This is a genomic window from Streptomyces sp. NPDC000878, from assembly GCF_053599695.1.
Window position 1 is genome coordinate 1 of record NZ_JBSFMT010000062.1, and the last position, 16539, is coordinate 16539.

Consider the following 16539-nt stretch of genomic DNA (forward strand, 5'->3'; position numbering starts at 1 on the left):
CGACACCCGAATTCGGGTGACCGCCCCATCGGCGTTCGTACTACTACTAGCCGAGCGCCTTGCCCGGCAGCTCGACCTTTGCGCCCAGCTCCACGAGCTTCTCCATGAAGTTCTCGTAGCCCCGGTTGATCAGGTCGATGCCGTGCACCCTGGAGGTGCCCTGGGCGGCCAAGGCGGCGATCAGGTACGAGAAGCCGCCCCGGAGGTCCGGGATGACCAGGTCGGCGCCCTGGAGGCGCGTGGGGCCCGACACGACCGCCGAGTGGAGGAAGTTGCGCTGCCCGAAGCGGCAGTGGGAGCCGCCGAGGCACTCGCGGTAGAGCTGGATGTGCGCGCCCATCTGGTTCAGCGCAGAGGTGAAGCCGAGCCGGGACTCGTACACCGTCTCGTGGACGATGGACAGGCCCGTGGCCTGCGTCAGGGCGACGACCAGCGGCTGCTGCCAGTCCGTCTGGAAGCCCGGGTGCACGTCCGTTTCGAGGGCGATGGACTTCAACTGGCCGCCCGGGTGCCAGAAGCGGATGCCCTCGTCGTCGATCTCGAAGGCCCCGCCCACCTTCCGGTAGGTGTTGAGGAACGTCATCATCGAGCGCTGCTGGGCGCCGCGGACGTAGATGTTGCCCTCGGTCGCCAGCGCCGCCGACGCCCACGACGCGGCCTCCAGACGGTCCGGGAGGGCCGCGTGGTTGTAGCCGTCGAGCTTGTCGACACCGGTGACACGGATCGTGCGGTCGGTGTCCATGGCGATGATCGCGCCCATCTTCTGCAGTACGCAGATGAGGTCCTCGATCTCGGGCTCCACGGCCGCGTTGGACAACTCCGTGACGCCCTCCGCCAGCACCGCCGTCAGCAGGACCTGTTCGGTCGCGCCCACGGACGGATACGGCAGTGCGATCTTCGTACCGCGCAGCCGCTGCGGAGCCTCCAGGTACTGCCCGTCCGCCCGCTTCTCGATCGTCGCGCCGAACTTCCGCAGCACCTCGAAGTGGAAGTCGATCGGCCGGCCGCCGATGTCACAGCCGCCGAGGCCCGGGATGAACGCGTGCCCGAGGCGGTGCAGGAGGGGGCCGCAGAAGAGGATCGGGATACGGCTCGAACCCGCGTGCGCGTCGATGTCGGCGACGTTGGCGCTCTCCACGTGCGACGGGTCCATGATCAGCTCGCCGGGCTCCTCGCCCGGCCGGACCGTCACCCCGTGCAGTTGGAGCAGCCCGCGCACGACGCGGACGTCACGGATGTCGGGGACATTGCGCAGTCGACTTGGCGCACTGCCCAGCAGGGCGGCCACCATGGCCTTCGGTACGAGGTTCTTCGCACCGCGGACCCGGATCTCGCCCTCCAGCGGGGTGCCGCCGTGGACAATCAGTACGTCGTCTGTGCCGTTGACCGTCATGTATCTCGCGTTCCGATGAGTTGGGCGGGGGTGTTGGGCGGGCCCGTCGTGCAGGACGCGGTCGTACAGGCACGCGCAGGAGCCGAAGAGCAAGGGTAATCGCCGTACACCCCCCTTCTGTAAGCCCAAGCGCCGCCCAGCCGTGTCATAGCTTTGCCACAACACGAACGGTTCGCCGCCGGGCACGTGCGGTCACCGGCGCCTGCGTGCGCCCGCCCCGCTTCCCTGAGCCCTGAGCTGCGTTCACTCGGGTACCCCGATTGGCTCCCCGCACCGGGGGAAGATGCGGGATCATGTCTGGCATGACCGAGGTGTCCTCGCTCACAGGGCGGCTGCTCGTGGCCACGCCCGCCCTGGCGGACCCGAACTTCGACCGCGCGGTGGTGCTCCTTCTCGACCACGACGAGAAGGGCTCCCTCGGTGTCGTCCTCAACCGGCCGACCCCGGTGGACGTGGGCGACATCCTGGAGGGCTGGGCGGACCTCGCGGGCGCCCCCGGGGTCGTGTTCCAGGGCGGCCCGGTCTCCCTCGACTCCGCGCTCGGCATCGCGGTCATCCCCGGCGGCGGGGTGTCGGGGGAGCGCACACCGCTCGGCTGGCGGCGGGTGCACGGCGCGATCGGCCTCGTCGACCTGGAGGCCCCGCCCGAACTGCTCGCCAAGGCGCTCGGATCGCTGCGGATCTTCGCCGGGTACTCGGGCTGGGGACCGGGACAGCTGCAGGACGAGCTGACGGACGGGGCCTGGTACGTCGTGGAGTCGGAACCGGGGGACGTCTCCTCGCCGGCCCCGGAACGCCTGTGGCGCGAGGTGCTCAGACGTCAGCGCAGCGAACTCGCCATGGTCGCCACGTACCCCGATGACCCTTCGCTCAACTGACGGCTGTGACCTTCAGTACCCTTGCCGTTATGAGCACTCTTGAACCTGAGACCCAGCCCCAGCGCGGGACTGGTACGGGGACCCTCGTCGAACCGGCGCCGCAGACCTCGCACGGCGACGGCGACCACGAGCGCTTCGCCCACTACGTCCAGAAGGACAAGATCATGGCGAGCGCCCTCGACGGGACTCCCGTCGTGGCGCTGTGCGGCAAGGTGTGGGTACCGGGCCGCGACCCGAAGAAGTACCCGGTGTGTCCCATGTGCAAGGAGATCTACGAGTCCATGGGCTCCGGCGGCGACGAGGGCAAGGGCGACGGCAAGAAGTAGGGCCGAGCGCTGGTTGGCTGTTCAGTAGAGCGAGGTCCCTAGGGTGCGTTTTGTGTGCCCTGGGGACCTTTGCGCTGTCTGTCGTTGCATGGAGTGCTTCGGCCGGTCACAGAGTGGTGGAGACGTGGTCAAGACCTCTTGTGGCCATGTCCATGTAGTCCATAACCTCCGTGGTGTTGTGCAGAGCGAAACATCCATTGCGCATGTTGCAACGCTTTTACCGGAGGAAACGCCAGATGAAGCTCTCTGTCCGATCTGTTCGATCTGCTCGGCTGGTCGCCTCCGTGGCCGCCCTGGCCCTCGCCGGGCTCACTGCCACCGCCTGTGCCCCCGAAACCTCGGACAACTCCTCCTCCGGCAAGGACGAGCAGACCGGCACCCTGCGCGTGTGGCTCTTCCAGGAGGTCGGCAACGCCCCGAAGGAGAAGGTCGTCACCTCGGTCGTCGACGCCTTCGAGAAGGCTCACAAGGGCGCCGAGGTCAAGGTCGAGTACATCCCCGTCGAGACCCGCGCCCAGCGCATCAAGGCCGCCTTCAACGACCCGAAGAGCGCCCCCGACGTCATCGAGTACGGCAACACGGACACCGCCGGTTACGTCGCCGACGGCGGACTCCTCGACATCAGCAAGGAGTTCGCGGCCTGGGACGAGTCGTCGGACACCGACCCGACCGCCCGCCAGTCCGTCACCGTCGACAGCAAGGTCTACGGCGCCCCCTTCTTCGTGGGCGTCCGCGCCCTCTACTACCGCACCGACGTCTTCGAGGAACTCGGCCTCGAAGTCCCGAAGACCATGGCCGAGTTGACCGAGACCGCCCACGCGATCCGCGCGGCCAAGCCCGACCTGTACGGGCTCGTGGTCGGCGGCGCCTTCACCTACGGCGCGATGCCGTTCGTCTGGGCCAACGGCGGTGAACTCGCCACCGGCCGGGGCGGTTCGTACGCCTCCGCCATCGACAGCACCGCTTCCCAGAAGGGCATCAAGGCCTACACCTCCCTCTTCGGCGACGACAACTGTCCCGCCGCCAAGTGCGCGGGCATGGGCGGCAACGACACCATCACCGCCTTCGCCGCGGGCAAGGCCGGCATGGCGATCGGCGGCGACTTCAACCACGCGGCCGTCGAGGCCGGCAAGGTGAAGGGCGAGTACGCGGTCGTACCGCTGCCGGGTGTCACGGCCGGCTCGGTGGCACCGGCGTTCGCGGGCGGGAACAACCTCGGTGTGCTGAACAGCACTTCGCACCGGACGCTCGCGGTCGACCTCATGGAGGCGCTCGCCTCGAAGCAGACGCAGACCGAACTCTTCGACGCGATGGGCTTCCTGCCGACGTTCGCGGACACGCGGGCGGTGGTCGCCAAGAAGGAGCCGTACGTCGCGCCGTTCGTGAAGACGCTCGCCGCGGGCACGAAGTTCGTGCCGGCGTCGCCCGCGTGGTCGCAGATCGACTCTTCGCTGGTGCTGCCGACGATGTTCCAGGAGATCGTCAGCGGCAAGAAGGATGTTGCGGCTGCCTCTGCTGACGCGGCGAAGAAGATGGATGACGCGTTTGGGTCTGTGGGGTGACGGCGCCTACTCGGGTGGGGGGTGCGGAGGGTTTGCGCGTGCCGGTCCGTCGTGGCTTGTCGCGCAGTTCCCCGCGCCCCTCTGGTAGGTCCAGTGCCCCCTGGCTTTATCTCGCGCCTGCTCTTGTCGTCCTTGGTGGGCTTCTCCTTTACCCCATTTATCAGCTTGGGTTGATCTCGTTCTTTGACTACACCCAGGCGCAGGTGAGTGGTGGCAAACCGACCACCTTTGAAGGGCTTGCCAACTACCGGGAGATATTTTCTGACTCCCAGTTCTGGCGGGTGCTGCTGGCCACCGTCCTCTTTGCCGCTGCCTGTGTGGTGTCCACGCTCTCCGTCGGGTGTGCGCTCGCCGTGCTGCTGACTCGTGTCCGTGCGCTGCCCCGGCTCGCGTTGATGCTGGCGGCGCTCGGGGCGTGGGCGACGCCCGCGGTCACCGGGTCCACCGTCTGGCTGTTGCTGTTCGATCCCGACTTCGGGCCCGTCAACCGGGTGCTGGGTCTCGGCGACCACTCATGGACGTACGGACGACTGAGCGCCTTCTTCCTGGTGCTGCTCGAAGTGGTGTGGTGCTCCTTCCCGTTCGTGATGGTCACGGTGTACGCGGGTATCCGCGCCGTACCGGCCGAGGTGCTGGAGGCGGCGTCCCTGGACGGCGCGTCCCAACTGCGCATCTGGCGCTCGGTGCTGGCGCCGATGCTCCGCCCGATCCTGGTGGTCGTCACCATCCAGTCGGTCATCTGGGACTTCAAGGTCTTCACGCAGATCTATGTGATGACGAACGGCGGCGGTATCGCCGGCCAGAACCTCACCCTCAACGTCTACGCCTACCAACAGGCCTTCGCCTCCTCCCAGTACAGCCTCGGCTCGGCGATCGGGATCGTGATGCTGGTGATCCTGCTCGCCGTGACGCTCGTGTACCTGCGGCTGCTGCGCAGGCAGGGGGAGGAACTGTGATGTCCGGCAACGTTGTCCAAGGTGTGCGCGGTGTGCAGCGGTTCGTACGGCGGCCCTGGCGGCTGGCCGCCGAGGTGTCGGCGTTGCTGATCGCGGCCGTCGTCGCCTTCCCCCTCTACTGGATGGTGCTCAGCGCCTTCAAACCGGCCGGCGAGATCGAGTCGACCGAGCCGAGGCCCTGGACGCTGGACCCGTCCCTGGACTCCTTCCGGCGGGTCTTCGGGCAGCAGGAATTCGGCCGGTACTTTCTCAACAGCCTTGTGGTCGCCTGCTCGGTGGTCGTCGTCTCGGCGCTGATCGCGTTTCTCGCGGCGACCGCGGTGACCCGATTCCGGTTCCGCTTCCGGACCACCCTGCTGATCATGTTCCTGGTGGCCCAGATGGTGCCCGTGGAGGCGCTGACCATCCCGCTGTTCTTCCTCATGCGGGACTTCGGGCAGCTGAACACGCTGGGTGCCCTGATCCTGCCGCACATCGCCTTCTCGCTGCCCTTCGCGATCTGGATGCTGCGGGGCTTTGTGAAGGCCGTTCCCGAGGCGCTGGAGGAGGCCGCGTACATCGACGGGGCCAGCCGGTCACGATTCCTGTGGCAGATCCTTTTCCCGCTGGTCTTCCCGGGGTTGGTGGCCACGAGCGTGTTCTCCTTCATCTCGGCCTGGAACGACTTCCTGTTCGCCAAGTCGTTCATCATCAGTGACACCTCCCAGTCGACGCTGCCGATGGCCCTGCTGGTCTTCTACAAGCCCGACGACCCGGACTGGGGCGGCGTGATGGCCGCCTCCACGGTGATGACGATTCCGGTGCTGGTGTTCTTCGTACTCGTGCAGCGCCGACTGGTGTCGGGGCTCGGTGGAGCGGTAAAGGACTGAGGACTGACGTGAGTTCACTGAGTTCACTGAGTTCACTGACGGATGTGATTCCGGCGCCGCGCGGTGTCGTCGCCGGTTCCGGCGAGGTACGGCTGACGGTGCACTCCCAGCTGTACGCCGGCCACGGGGTGGAGGGCGTCGGCCAGTGGCTGCGCACCGTCCTCTGGCAGGCCACCGGTCTGCCGCTGCGCGAGGGGCGGGAACCCGGCGACACGGACACCGACGGCGACGGCATCGGGCTCCAACTCGACCCCGAACTGGGCCCCGAGGAGTACCGCCTCGTCAGCGACGAGACCGGCGTCCGCATCGAGGGCGGCAGCGCGGCCGGTGTCTTCTGGGGTGCCCAGACACTGCGGCAACTCCTCGGCCCCGACGCGTACCGAAAGGCCCCGCTGGGCCGCGACCGCACCTGGGCCGTGCCGCACGTGACCATCGAGGACAGCCCCCGCTTCCGCTGGCGCGGCCTCATGCTCGACGTGGCCCGGCACTTCATGCCCAAGGAAGGCGTCCTGCGCTACCTGGACCTGATGGCGGCGCACAAACTCAACGTCTTCCACTTCCACCTGACGGACGACCAGGGCTGGCGCGTCGAGATCAAGCGGTACCCGAAGCTGACCGAGGTCGGCTCCTGGCGGGCCCGGACGAAATTCGGCCACCGCGCCTCACCGCTGTGGGAGGAGAAGCCGCACGGGGGCTTCTACACCCAGGACGACATCCGCGAGATCGTCGCGTACGCCGCCGAGCGGCATATCACCGTCGTCCCCGAAATCGACGTACCGGGGCACTCGCAGGCCGCCATCGCCGCGTATCCGGAACTCGGCAACACCGATGTCATCGACACGACCTCCCTCTCCGTCTGGGACACCTGGGGCATCAACAGAAACGTACTCGCCCCCACTGACAACACCCTGCGCTTCTACGAGGGCGTCTTCGAGGAACTCCTCGACCTGTTCCCCGGGGAGTTCGTCCACATCGGCGGCGACGAGTGCGCGAAGGACCAGTGGCAGCAGTCGCCCACCGCGCAGGCCCGCATCAAGGAACTCGGGCTCGGCGACGAGGACGGGCTCCAGTCGTGGTTCATCCGGCACTTCGACACCTGGCTGACCGCGCGCGGACGCCGGCTCATCGGCTGGGACGAGATCCTCGAGGGCGGCCTCGCACCGGGGGCGGCCGTCTCCTCCTGGCGCGGTTACGCGGGCGGCATCACGGCCGCGCGCGCGGGCCACGACGTCGTCATGTGCCCCGAGCAGCAGGTGTACTTGGACCACCGTCAGCACGACGGCGCCGACGAACCCGTCCCCATCGGGTACGTCCGCACCCTTGAGGATGTCTTTCGCTTCGAGCCGGTTCCACCGGAGTTGGGCCCCAAGGAGGCGCGGCACGTCCTCGGCGCGCAGGCCAACCTGTGGACCGAGGTGATGGAGGACGCCGGGCGCGTGGACTACCAGGCCTTCCCGCGCCTGGTCGCCTTCGCCGAGGTCGCCTGGAGTGCCCTGCCCGCGCCCGCCGAACGGGACTTCGCCGACTTCGAACGCCGGATGACCGCCCATTACGGGCGACTTGACGCCCTCGGCGTCGGCTATCGGCCACCCGCGGGGCCGCATCCGTGGCAGCAGCGGCCCGGGGTCCTCGGACGCCCGATCGAGGGGACGCCCCCGAACGTGTGAGGCCCCACGGGCCCGATGCCCCAAGGCCCCACGGCTCCAAGGCCCCACGACTCCACAGGGGAAAAGCCCCCAATGGTCGCCGATCAGTTCCAATCGGAACTGGTCGGCGATGTCGTGTGAAAACGGACCATCTCGCTGGTGAGAGGGGCGAATGCCTCCTAGCGGACCCCTGCGTTCGGGTCTCGCGAGAATGTGCCAGAGTTGCCACGTCCGCCCTGTCAGCACGTACCGTACGGCAACACAGGTGGGACCAGGTGGGGCAGCGGGAAGGGGCAGCCGGTTTGACCACGCACGCACCGCAGGCGGCGCAGGCCGTGACGCTGCCCGCCTCGCTGGACGAGGCCGTCGCGGCGCTCGCCGCCATGCCGGCCGCCGTCCCCGTGGCGGGCGGCACCGACCTCATGGCCACCGTCAACTCCGGGCAGCTCAGGCCCGCCGCGCTCGTCGGCCTCGGCCGGATCAGCGAGATCCGCGGCTGGCAGTACCAGGACGGCCACGCCCTGCTCGGCGCCGGTCTCACCCACGCACGGATGGGCCGCCCCGACTTCGCCGCCCTCATCCCGGCCCTGGCCGCCTCCGCGCGCGCCGCGGGCCCGCCGCAGATCCGCAACGCCGGCACCCTGGGCGGCAACATCGCCACGGCCGCCCCCACGGGGGACGCGCTTCCCGTGCTGGCCGCCCTGGAGGCGACGCTCATCATCGCGAGCCCCGGCGGCGCTCGCCGGGAGATCCCGGTGTCGCACCTGCTGGCAGGCGTCGAATTGTTGCGCGCCGGTGAACTTATCGGCTTCGTGCGCGTGCCCCTGCTGCACGCCCCCCAGGTCTTCCTGAAGGCCACCGGACGGACCGGCCCCGGGCGCGCCCTCGCGTCCGTCGCGCTCGTCCTCGACCCCGCCCGGCGTGGCGTCAGGTGCGCCGTCGGTGCCATAGCGCCGATGCCGCTGCGCCCCCTGGACGCCGAGCAGTGGGTCGCCCGGCTGATCGACTGGGACAACAACCGCACGATCGTCCCGGAGGCGCTGGGTGCCTTCGGGGAGTACGTCGCCGCGGCCTGCATCCCCGACCCCGTTCCGGACGCGGACGGTTCCGTACCGCCGCTTCCGCCCGCCGTACTGCATCTGCGGCGCACCGTCGCCGCGCTGGCCCGACGAGCACTGGGGAGGGCACTTTCGTGACCGACGACCAGTACAGCGACGACCAGTACGGGGACGGGCGCGGGAATCAACAGGGGGCGCAGGAAGAGGGCGCGCCCCGTGGTGGAGGCCGCTGGGACCCGCTGCCCCAGGGTGACTACGACGACGGTGCCACCGCCTTCGTGAAGCTCCCCGAAGGCGGCATCGAGGCGTTCCTGGCCTCCGTGGACAGCCCGCTGGCCGCGCCCGGCCACGGATACGTGCCCCCGCAGATAGCGGCAGCACCGGGCACCGGGGCCGAGGACGGTTCCTGGGGTGCGCCGCCCGCGCCCCCCGGGGGTGTCCAGTGGCCCGACCCGAACGCCGTGCCCCAGGAGTCCCCGCAGACCCAGCACGACGGGTTCACGTACGACCAGAGTTCGACGGGGCAGTGGGCTTTCGAGCAGCGGACCGCCGCGCCCGAGGGTGCGGCTCCCGGCACGCCCGGCCGCGAGGTGACCGGGGAGTGGCGGATCCCCGTCGCGGGTGGTGATCTTCCGGACGAATCGGGCGAGTTCAGTACATCGGCGCTCGTCGAGCAGTGGGGCGGCACGCCGCCGGCCACGCTCCCCGGCGGCGCGCCCGCACCCTGGGCGACGGAGGGCGCGGGACAGGCCTGGGCGCCCGGACCCGAGTCGACACGGGAGCGGGAGTCCGGTCCGGCGCTCGGCGCGGAGCCGACGTACGCGCCCGAAACCGGGCACGAAACGGGCGGCGCCGGTCGCCCGGGCGCCGGGATCGGTCACCCGGCCGACGTCTCCGGTCGCACCCCGGCCGAAGCCGGTCACCCGGTCGCCGACGAGGATCGCGTCCCCGTCGAGATCACCCACGACCCCGACGAGGGCCCTGAAGGCCCCGCAGAGGCCGTCACGGAGCCCGACACGACCTCCGGGCCGGAAAGCCCGCCGGAGGCCGCTGAGGAGCCCGTGGAGGGCGAGCCGGACGCGGACACCGAGGCATCCGGTGCCGCCGCGACCGACGTCGACCCGGACACGGCCGACCGGACCGACGACGCCCCCGGAATGCCCGGCGAGGAACACCCCCTCGCCTCCTACGTGCTGCGCGTCAACGGCTCCGACCGGCCCGTCACCGACGCCTGGATCGGCGAGTCGCTGCTCTACGTGCTGCGCGAGCGCCTCGGCCTCGCCGGTGCCAAGGACGGCTGCTCCCAGGGCGAGTGCGGGGCCTGCAACGTCCAGGTGGACGGGCGGCTCGTCGCCTCCTGCCTGGTGCCCGCGGTCACCGCCGCCGGCAGCGAGGTGCGCACAGTGGAGGGTCTCGCCACCGACGGACAGCCCTCGGACGTCCAGCGCGCGCTCGCCAAGTGCGGTGCCGTGCAGTGCGGTTTCTGCGTCCCCGGGATGGCGATGACCGTGCACGACCTCCTGGAGGGCAACCCCGCCCCGACCGACCTGGAGACACGCCAGGCACTGTGCGGCAACCTGTGCCGCTGCTCCGGCTACCGGGGCGTCCTGGAGGCGGTCCGCGAGGTCGTCGCCGAACGCGAGGCGCACGCCGCCGACGCCGAGGCGGAGGACGGCGAGGCCCGCATCCCGCACCAGGCCGGACCGGGCGCGGGCGGGGTCAACCCCTCCGCGTTCGATGCCCCGGGCTTCGAGCCCGCCCGCAACCACGACTCGCACGCCCCGCACGACCAGACGTACGGCCAGGACGGAGGCCAGACGTGAGCAACGAAGCCGCCACCGCGACCACGGCCGCGGAGGCCGCCCCCGACACGGAGGCGCTCCCGCACGGCCTCGGCGTGTCGCTGCCGGCCGCCGACGCGCGCGCGAAGACCGAGGGCACGTTCCCCTACGCGGCCGACCTGTGGGCCGAGGGCCTGCTGTGGGCCGCCGTACTGCGCTCTCCGCACCCGCACGCGCGCATCCTCTCCATCGACACCACCCACGCGCGCGAGATGCCCGGCGTACGGGCCGTCGTCACGCACGAGGACGTGCCGGGCGTGGAACTGCACGGCCGGGGCAGGGCCGACCGCCCGATGTTCGCCTCCGAGGTCGTACGCCACCACGGGGAGCCCATCGCCGCCGTCGCCGCCGACCACCCGGACACCGCGCGCATGGCTGCGGCGGCCGTCATCGTCGAGTACGAAGTACTCGACCCGGTGACCGACCCCGAGCAGGCCTTCGAGGCCGAGCCGCTGCACCCCGACGGCAATCTGATCCGGCACATCCCGCTGCGCCACGGCGACCCGGACGCGGCCGGCGAGATCGTCGTAGAGGGCCTCTACCGGATCGGCCGCCAGGACCCGGCCCCCATCGGTGCGGAGGCGGGCCTCGCGGTGCCGCGTCCCGACGGCGGCGTGGAGCTGTACCTGGCCTCGACGGACCCGCACGGGGACCGCGACGCCGCTGCCGCCTGCTACGGCCTGGAACCCGAGCGCGTGAAGGTGGTCGTCACGGGAGTTCCCGGCGCCACCGCCGACCGCGAGGACCAGGGCTTCCAACTCCCGCTGGGCCTGCTGGCGCTGAAAACGGGCTGCCCGGTGAAGCTCACGGCAACGCGCGAAGAGTCCTTCCTGGGCCACGTCCACAGACACCCCACCCTCCTGCGCTACCGCCACCACGCGGACACCGACGGCAAGCTGGTCAAGGTCGAGGCGCAGATCCTGCTCGACGCGGGCGCGTACGCGGACACCTCCGCGGAGGCCCTCGCGGCGGCCGTCTCCTTCGCCTGCGGCCCGTACGTCGTCCCCAACGCCTTCATCGAGGGCTGGGCGGTCCGCACCAACAACCCCCCCTCCGGCCATGTCCGCGGCGAGGGCGCGATGCAGGTCTGCGCGGCCTACGAGGCCCAGATGGACAAGCTCGCGAAGAAGCTCGGCGTCGACCCGGCGGAACTGCGCCTGCGCAACGCGATGGCCACGGGAGACGTCCTCCCGACGGGCCAATCGGTCACCTGCCCGGCCCCGGTGGCAGAACTCCTCCAAGCGGTACGGGACTTCCCGCTCCCGGCGCTCCCCAAGGACACGCCCGAGGACGAGTGGCTGCTCCCGGGCGGCCCCGAGGGCGCGGGCGAGCCGGGCGCTGTCCGCCGTGGCGTCGGCTACGGCCTGGGCATGGTCCACATGCTCGGCGCCGAGGGCGCGGACGAGGTCTCGACGGCCACCGTCAAGGTCCACGACGGCATCGCCACGGTCCTGTGCGCGGCGGTGGAAACCGGCCAGGGCTTCACCACCCTGGCCCGCCAGATCGTCCAGGAGACGCTAGGCATCGACGAGGTTCACGTAGCCCCCGTCGACACCGACCAGCCCCCGGCAGGACCGGGCGCGCGAGGCCGCCACACCTGGGTGTCGGGCGGTGCGGTGGAACGGGCGGCGAAAATGGTCCGCACGCAACTCCTCCAGCCCCTGGCCCACAAGTTCGGCATGTCCACAGAGCTGTTGCAGATCACCGACGGCAAGATCACCTCGTACGACGGTGTCCTGTCGACCACGGTGATGGAGGCGATGGACGGCAAGGAGCTCTGGGCCACGGCCCAGTGCCGCCCGCACCCCACGGAACCCCTGGACGAGACAGGCCAGGGCGACGCCTTCGTCGGGTTGGCGTTCTGCGCGATCCGCGCGGTGGTGGACGTCGACATCGAGCTGGGCTCGGTACGCGTGGTGGAGCTGGCGCTCGCCCAGGACGTGGGCCGCGTCCTGAACCCGGCCCAACTGGTCGCCCGTATCGAGGCGGGCGTCACCCAGGGCGTAGGCATCGCCCTGACCGAAAACCTGCGCTCCGCGCGCGGGCTGATCCGCCACCCTGACCTCACGGGCTACGCCCTCCCGACGGCCCTGGACGCCCCGGACATCCGCATCGTGAAACTGGTCGAGGAACGGGACGTGGTCGCCCCCTTCGGCGCGAAGGCGGCGAGCGCGGTACCGGTGGTGACGTCCCCGGCGGCCATCGCCTCGGCGGTACGGGCGGCGACGGGCCGCCCGGTGAACCGCCTGCCGATCCGCCCCCAGGCGGCGGTGGTGACGGCGACATGACGAATTCGAATCCAGAGGAACAGCGGCGCTACGAGCCCGGGCCGACGCCGGGCAAGGTGCTGGTGTGGGTGCTGCTGTTCGTGGTGGCGGCGGTCGTGGTTGTCGCGGGTGGCGTGTACTTCGGCTGAGAACAGTCGGGTTGGGCTCCGCCGCAGGTCAGGGCCCGTTGTCAGTGGTGCCGCGTAGTGTTCTGGTCAGTGGGAGGGCCCGCCGGGCGACGGACGTTTTGGTCGTCGCGCCGGGGGACTGCGAACAACCATGCGCGGGGGAAACCATGAGCACGACGATCACTCTGACCAGGGGCGAACTGCTGACGCGCGTTGGACTGCCGGTCGGTAAGGGCCAGATGAGGTTCGGCGCCCTGCGCACTGATGCCCTGCGGGCGGTGGCGAACGCGACGGGAGAGACGCCTGCGGCGCACCTCCCGCCCAACCGCCGCGCCCCGCTGGACCGGCGCGCTCCGGCTTCCTCACTGGAGGGGCTGCTGCGGTTCGCGGCGGCGACGGAGGAACTGGCAGCAGCGCGAGGCCGATTCGCTTCCTGCGCAGGCCGGTTGGGCGCACAGACGGTGGCGGAGACGTCCAGGCACCTGCTGACGGTGTTCGCACAGAGCACCAGCGCCGACGTGCTGCCGTACTGGAAGATGGCCGCCCTGATCCGCCCGCTGGCCAGGTTCGCCGCCCCCGGCGCGGAGTCGGGCCTCGCCCTGGACCTGTCCGCCCGGCTCCTTGAGCAGGAGTTCGGCCACGCCAGGGTGGTGCGCTTCGAGGACGTCGACTTCCCGGCCCCGCTCACCCACGAGCCGACACGCCGCTTCCTGACCGCCACGGGCCTCCCCGAGGACGACGGCCACTTCCAACTGGACACGGAGATACCGCTGCCGACGCTGGCGGAGTACTGCGCGGACGAGGACACGGCGGCGACCGAACTCCCGCAGGGATCAGCCGACTTGATCCGCCTGGGCCACCTGGCGGAGGGCAACAGCCTGGTACTGGACGGCAGAACGGGCACGGTCCTGGTCTGGAACGAGCCCGAGGCAACCCTGCACCGCGTACACACGGACGTCTCGACCTTCGCGTACACGCTGTGGCTGCTGCGGCGGGCGAGGACGATCGACTTCGAGGCGGAGGCGGGCAAGGTGCTCTGAGCAAAGGGTGCGCTGAGCGCGGGGGTTAGTTCGCACTGATCGCCGCCTGACACTCACGCAACTCACGTGACTCCGGTCAGTCGGGTCAGTCGGGTTTCCGGACGGGAGCGCTGCCGCGCCCGTGCTCCCGACCGCTCAGCTCGGCGTCGAGTGTCTCCTGAGCCACGCGCATGGCCTCGGCGTACACGGGCTCCTGCAGCCGCTTCCACATCTCGTCCTCAGGGACGTCCTCGACGCGGCTCACCACCCACCAGATATTGCCGAAGGGATCCTTGATACGCCCTCCGCGCTGTCCGAAGGCATCGTTCGCCACAGCGGTGACGACCTGGCCGCCGGCTGCGACGGCTTGCGAGAACACGTGATCCGCGTCGGCGACGTACACACGCAGCAGACTCGGCATGACGGGCCAGTCCGCGTGCCGGTCGAAGGCCAGCACGACGGTGTCACCGACGCGGATCTCCCCGTGACCGACCAGGCCGTCCTCCGTCAGCACCCGCCCGAGTTCCTCGCCGCCGAACACCTGGGCGACGAAGTCGAGGAAGGCGCCGGTGTCGTCGGTGACGACCCAGGGTGCGACGGTGGTGTAGCCCTCAGGGGCGGCGTTGCCCTGCTTGGACATCGTGGTCCTTTCGCCGATGCCGGATACCGACAACGACGCTAGGCGGGATGTAGGTCTGTTTCTGGCCTAGGCAGAGGGCGAGCCGAGACGAATGGCAGATGGGGTGGCCCTCAAGGAGGGCCACCCCATCTGTCTGCCATGGTCGGACTGTCTGAGGCCGTGGCGGGAATCGAACCCACGTAACTCGCTTTGCAGGCGAGTCCCTAAACCACTCGGGCACACGGCCGGGCAGGGACGGAGTGGGGGCGCGGTGTGGCTGCGGCCCGGTCCGTTCCGGACTTCGTTACTTGACCGTAGGGGTGGGGGGTGGGGAGGGGCAAGGGAGTCGGGCGGGCTGCAATGGGACTGCCATATGCCGTTCATGAATGGCGGTCGGTGGCCCGTGGGCGTACGACCAAGGTCTCGGGTCGGGTCCTACCTCCGACAGGGGTCAAGGTGGGGGATGGCCCTTACGCTGGCCTGCATGACCTCCCTGGAACCGGGCGACACCGGCGTCGCCGCCGACATCTCCGACGCGGGCGTCCCTTTGGCTGCCGTACCCGGTGGGGAGGGGGTGCTGGGGCGTTCCTATCGGGCGCTCAGTGTCGGGATCGTGTCCGTCGTGCTGCTCATTGCCTTTGAGGCGACTGCCGTGGGGACGGCTATGCCTGTTGCCGCGCGGGAGCTGGACGGGGTGTCGCTGTACGCGTTCGCCTTCTCCGGGTACTTCACGACCAGTCTGTTCGGGATGGTGCTTGCGGGGCAGTGGTCGGATCGCAGGGGGCCGCTGGGGCCGCTGACCACCGGGATCGCCGCTTTTGCCGCCGGGTTGCTGTTGTCCGGGACCGCCGGGGTCATGTGGCTGTTCATCGCCGGGCGGGCCGTGCAGGGGCTCGGGGGTGGGCTGGTGATTGTTTCCCTGTATGTGGTTGTCGGGCGGGCTTATCCCGAGCGGTTGCGGGCCTCCATCATGGCTGCCTTTGCTGCCAGTTGGGTTGTGCCGTCTGTTGTTGGGCCTCTTGCCGCCGGTGCCGTCACCGAGCAGCTTGGGTGGCGGTGGGTGTTCGTCGGGATACCTGTGCTTGTTGTTTTTCCGCTTGCGCTCGCCCTGCCTCAAATACGGCGGCTCGCCGGTGGGGCTGTGAAGGATGGGCCTGGTCAGGGTGAGCAGGTAGGGCGGCGGCGTATTCGGCTTGCCTTCGGGATCTCCCTCGGGGCCGGGCTGCTTCAGTACGCCGCTCAGGATCTGCGGTGGTTCTCCGTCGTTCCGGGGTTGTTGGGTGTCTCGTTGCTCGTGCCTGCCGTCCTTGGGCTGCTTCCCCGCGGGACCTATCGGGCCGCGCGCGGGTTGCCGTCCGTTGTGTTGTTGCGTGGAGTGGCTGCGGGGTCCTTCATCGCTGCCGAGTCCTTTGTGCCCTTGATGCTCGTCACACAGCGGGGGCTGTCGCCGACGTTGGCCGGATTCTCGCTCGCCGCGGGGGGCGTTACGTGGGCGTTGGGGTCGTCCGTGCAGGCGCGGGCGAGGATGGAGCCGTATCGGGATCGGCTGATGACGTTCGGGATGGTCGTCGTCGCCGCGTCCATCGCCGGGGCGCCCGCCGTGCTGATCGACTCCGTGCCCGTGTGGACCCTTGCGGTGGTGTGGGCGTTCGGGTGCTTCGGGATGGGGCTCGTCATCTCCAGTACCAGCGTGTTGCTGCTTCACCTCTCCGCCCCCGAGGAGGCCGGCGCCAACTCTGCCTCCCTACAGATCTCCGACGGGCTGTCCAACGTGGTGCTGTTGGCGGGTGGGGGTGCGGCCTTCGCCGCGCTGGGTGGCGGGACGGTGGCTCATGCCTCCGGCGCGGCGGCCGGCGGCTCTCATCCGGCCGCCTTCGCTGTCGTGTTTCTGCCGATGGCGGGGGTGGCGTTGGTGGGGGCCTGGGTGACTACGCGGTTGCGGGTCAAGTGAAGTGGTACCACGGTGGCCCCATTCTT

General features: G+C 70.0%; 14 protein-coding genes and 1 tRNA gene. 12 read left to right on the forward strand and 3 right to left on the reverse strand.

Going from position 1 to position 16539, the window contains the following annotated elements; translation table 11 throughout:
- Window positions 1-46: 46 nt before the first annotated feature.
- Entirely contained in the window at window positions 47-1393 is a 1347-nt protein-coding gene (gene murA / locus ACWDR4_RS37365; RefSeq protein ID WP_450415118.1) for a UDP-N-acetylglucosamine 1-carboxyvinyltransferase, read from the reverse strand.
- Window positions 1394-1695: 302 nt separating this feature from the next.
- Here murA and ACWDR4_RS37370 point away from each other — a divergent pair, with 302 nt between their 5' ends.
- The 11 genes from ACWDR4_RS37370 (at window position 1696) to ACWDR4_RS37420 (ending at window position 13964) form a co-directional block, all read left to right on the forward strand.
- A complete protein-coding gene (locus ACWDR4_RS37370) occupies window positions 1696-2271 on the forward strand; it encodes a YqgE/AlgH family protein (RefSeq protein ID WP_450415120.1) in 576 nt (191 codons plus the stop codon).
- A gap of 29 nt (window positions 2272-2300) precedes the next feature.
- Window positions 2301-2597, forward strand: a complete 297-nt coding sequence (locus ACWDR4_RS37375) for a DUF3039 domain-containing protein (RefSeq protein WP_053741615.1) — start codon at window positions 2301-2303, stop codon at window positions 2595-2597.
- A 236-nt stretch (window positions 2598-2833) separates the two neighbouring features.
- Entirely contained in the window at window positions 2834-4159 is a 1326-nt protein-coding gene (locus ACWDR4_RS37380) for an extracellular solute-binding protein (RefSeq protein WP_450415122.1), read from the forward strand.
- 38 nt (window positions 4160-4197) lie between these two features.
- The gene (locus ACWDR4_RS37385) at window positions 4198-5115 is read left to right on the forward strand and encodes a carbohydrate ABC transporter permease (RefSeq protein WP_450415202.1); all 918 of its coding nucleotides are present in this window, start codon (window positions 4198-4200) and stop codon (window positions 5113-5115) included.
- Window positions 5115-5984, forward strand: a complete 870-nt coding sequence (locus ACWDR4_RS37390) for a carbohydrate ABC transporter permease (RefSeq protein WP_450415124.1) — start codon at window positions 5115-5117, stop codon at window positions 5982-5984. Before ACWDR4_RS37385 ends, ACWDR4_RS37390 begins: the two co-directional genes overlap by 1 nt.
- A gap of 35 nt (window positions 5985-6019) precedes the next feature.
- Window positions 6020-7651 carry a beta-N-acetylhexosaminidase gene (locus ACWDR4_RS37395; protein WP_450415204.1) on the forward strand — a complete coding sequence of 544 codons (1632 nt, stop codon included), beginning with the start codon at window positions 6020-6022 and terminating at the stop codon, window positions 7649-7651.
- Between the two features lie 281 nt (window positions 7652-7932).
- Window positions 7933-8826: an FAD binding domain-containing protein gene (locus tag ACWDR4_RS37400; RefSeq protein WP_450415125.1), complete on the forward strand. Its 894-nt coding sequence runs from the start codon at window positions 7933-7935 to the stop codon at window positions 8824-8826.
- The gene (locus ACWDR4_RS37405) at window positions 8823-10511 is read left to right on the forward strand and encodes a 2Fe-2S iron-sulfur cluster-binding protein (RefSeq protein ID WP_450415127.1); all 1689 of its coding nucleotides are present in this window, start codon (window positions 8823-8825) and stop codon (window positions 10509-10511) included. Before ACWDR4_RS37400 ends, ACWDR4_RS37405 begins: the two co-directional genes overlap by 4 nt.
- Window positions 10508-12817: a xanthine dehydrogenase family protein molybdopterin-binding subunit gene (locus ACWDR4_RS37410; RefSeq protein ID WP_450415129.1), complete on the forward strand. Its 2310-nt coding sequence runs from the start codon at window positions 10508-10510 to the stop codon at window positions 12815-12817. The genes ACWDR4_RS37405 and ACWDR4_RS37410 overlap by 4 nt, the downstream gene beginning before the upstream one ends.
- On the forward strand, window positions 12814-12945 hold the full coding sequence (locus ACWDR4_RS37415; RefSeq protein ID WP_450415131.1) for a hypothetical protein: 132 nt from the start codon (window positions 12814-12816) through the stop codon (window positions 12943-12945). Before ACWDR4_RS37410 ends, ACWDR4_RS37415 begins: the two co-directional genes overlap by 4 nt.
- A 146-nt stretch (window positions 12946-13091) precedes the next feature.
- A complete protein-coding gene (locus ACWDR4_RS37420) occupies window positions 13092-13964 on the forward strand; it encodes an SUKH-4 family immunity protein (RefSeq protein WP_450415133.1) in 873 nt (290 codons plus the stop codon).
- An 85-nt stretch (window positions 13965-14049) separates the two neighbouring features.
- Here ACWDR4_RS37420 and ACWDR4_RS37425 read toward each other — a convergent pair whose 3' ends face one another.
- Together ACWDR4_RS37425 and ACWDR4_RS37430 are read right to left on the reverse strand one after the other, a co-directional pair.
- Window positions 14050-14583: a VOC family protein gene (locus ACWDR4_RS37425; protein WP_450415134.1), complete on the reverse strand. Its 534-nt coding sequence runs from the start codon at window positions 14581-14583 to the stop codon at window positions 14050-14052.
- A gap of 154 nt (window positions 14584-14737) precedes the next feature.
- Window positions 14738-14809 (reverse strand) — tRNA-Cys (locus ACWDR4_RS37430).
- A 237-nt stretch (window positions 14810-15046) separates the two neighbouring features.
- Between ACWDR4_RS37430 and ACWDR4_RS37435 the strand changes: the two genes are divergently transcribed.
- Window positions 15047-16513 carry an MFS transporter gene (locus tag ACWDR4_RS37435; protein ID WP_450415136.1) on the forward strand — a complete coding sequence of 489 codons (1467 nt, stop codon included), beginning with the start codon at window positions 15047-15049 and terminating at the stop codon, window positions 16511-16513.
- Window positions 16514-16539 lie beyond the last annotated feature (26 nt).

Bases quoted from the DNA above. Each gene is read 5' to 3' on its own strand.
- murA (WP_450415118.1), bottom strand. From the start codon at position 1,393: ATGACGGTCAACGGCACAGACGACGTACTGATTGTCCACGGCGGCACC.
- ACWDR4_RS37425 (WP_450415134.1), bottom strand. From the start codon at position 14,583: ATGTCCAAGCAGGGCAACGCCGCCCCTGAGGGCTACACCACCGTCGCA.
- ACWDR4_RS37390 (WP_450415124.1), top strand. From the start codon at position 5,115: ATGTCCGGCAACGTTGTCCAAGGTGTGCGCGGTGTGCAGCGGTTCGTA.
- ACWDR4_RS37435 (WP_450415136.1), top strand. From the start codon at position 15,047: ATGACCTCCCTGGAACCGGGCGACACCGGCGTCGCCGCCGACATCTCC.
- ACWDR4_RS37380 (WP_450415122.1), top strand. From the start codon at position 2,834: ATGAAGCTCTCTGTCCGATCTGTTCGATCTGCTCGGCTGGTCGCCTCC.
- ACWDR4_RS37375 (WP_053741615.1), top strand. From the start codon at position 2,301: ATGAGCACTCTTGAACCTGAGACCCAGCCCCAGCGCGGGACTGGTACG.
- ACWDR4_RS37415 (WP_450415131.1), top strand. From the start codon at position 12,814: ATGACGAATTCGAATCCAGAGGAACAGCGGCGCTACGAGCCCGGGCCG.
- ACWDR4_RS37420 (WP_450415133.1), top strand. From the start codon at position 13,092: ATGAGCACGACGATCACTCTGACCAGGGGCGAACTGCTGACGCGCGTT.
- ACWDR4_RS37370 (WP_450415120.1), top strand. From the start codon at position 1,696: ATGACCGAGGTGTCCTCGCTCACAGGGCGGCTGCTCGTGGCCACGCCC.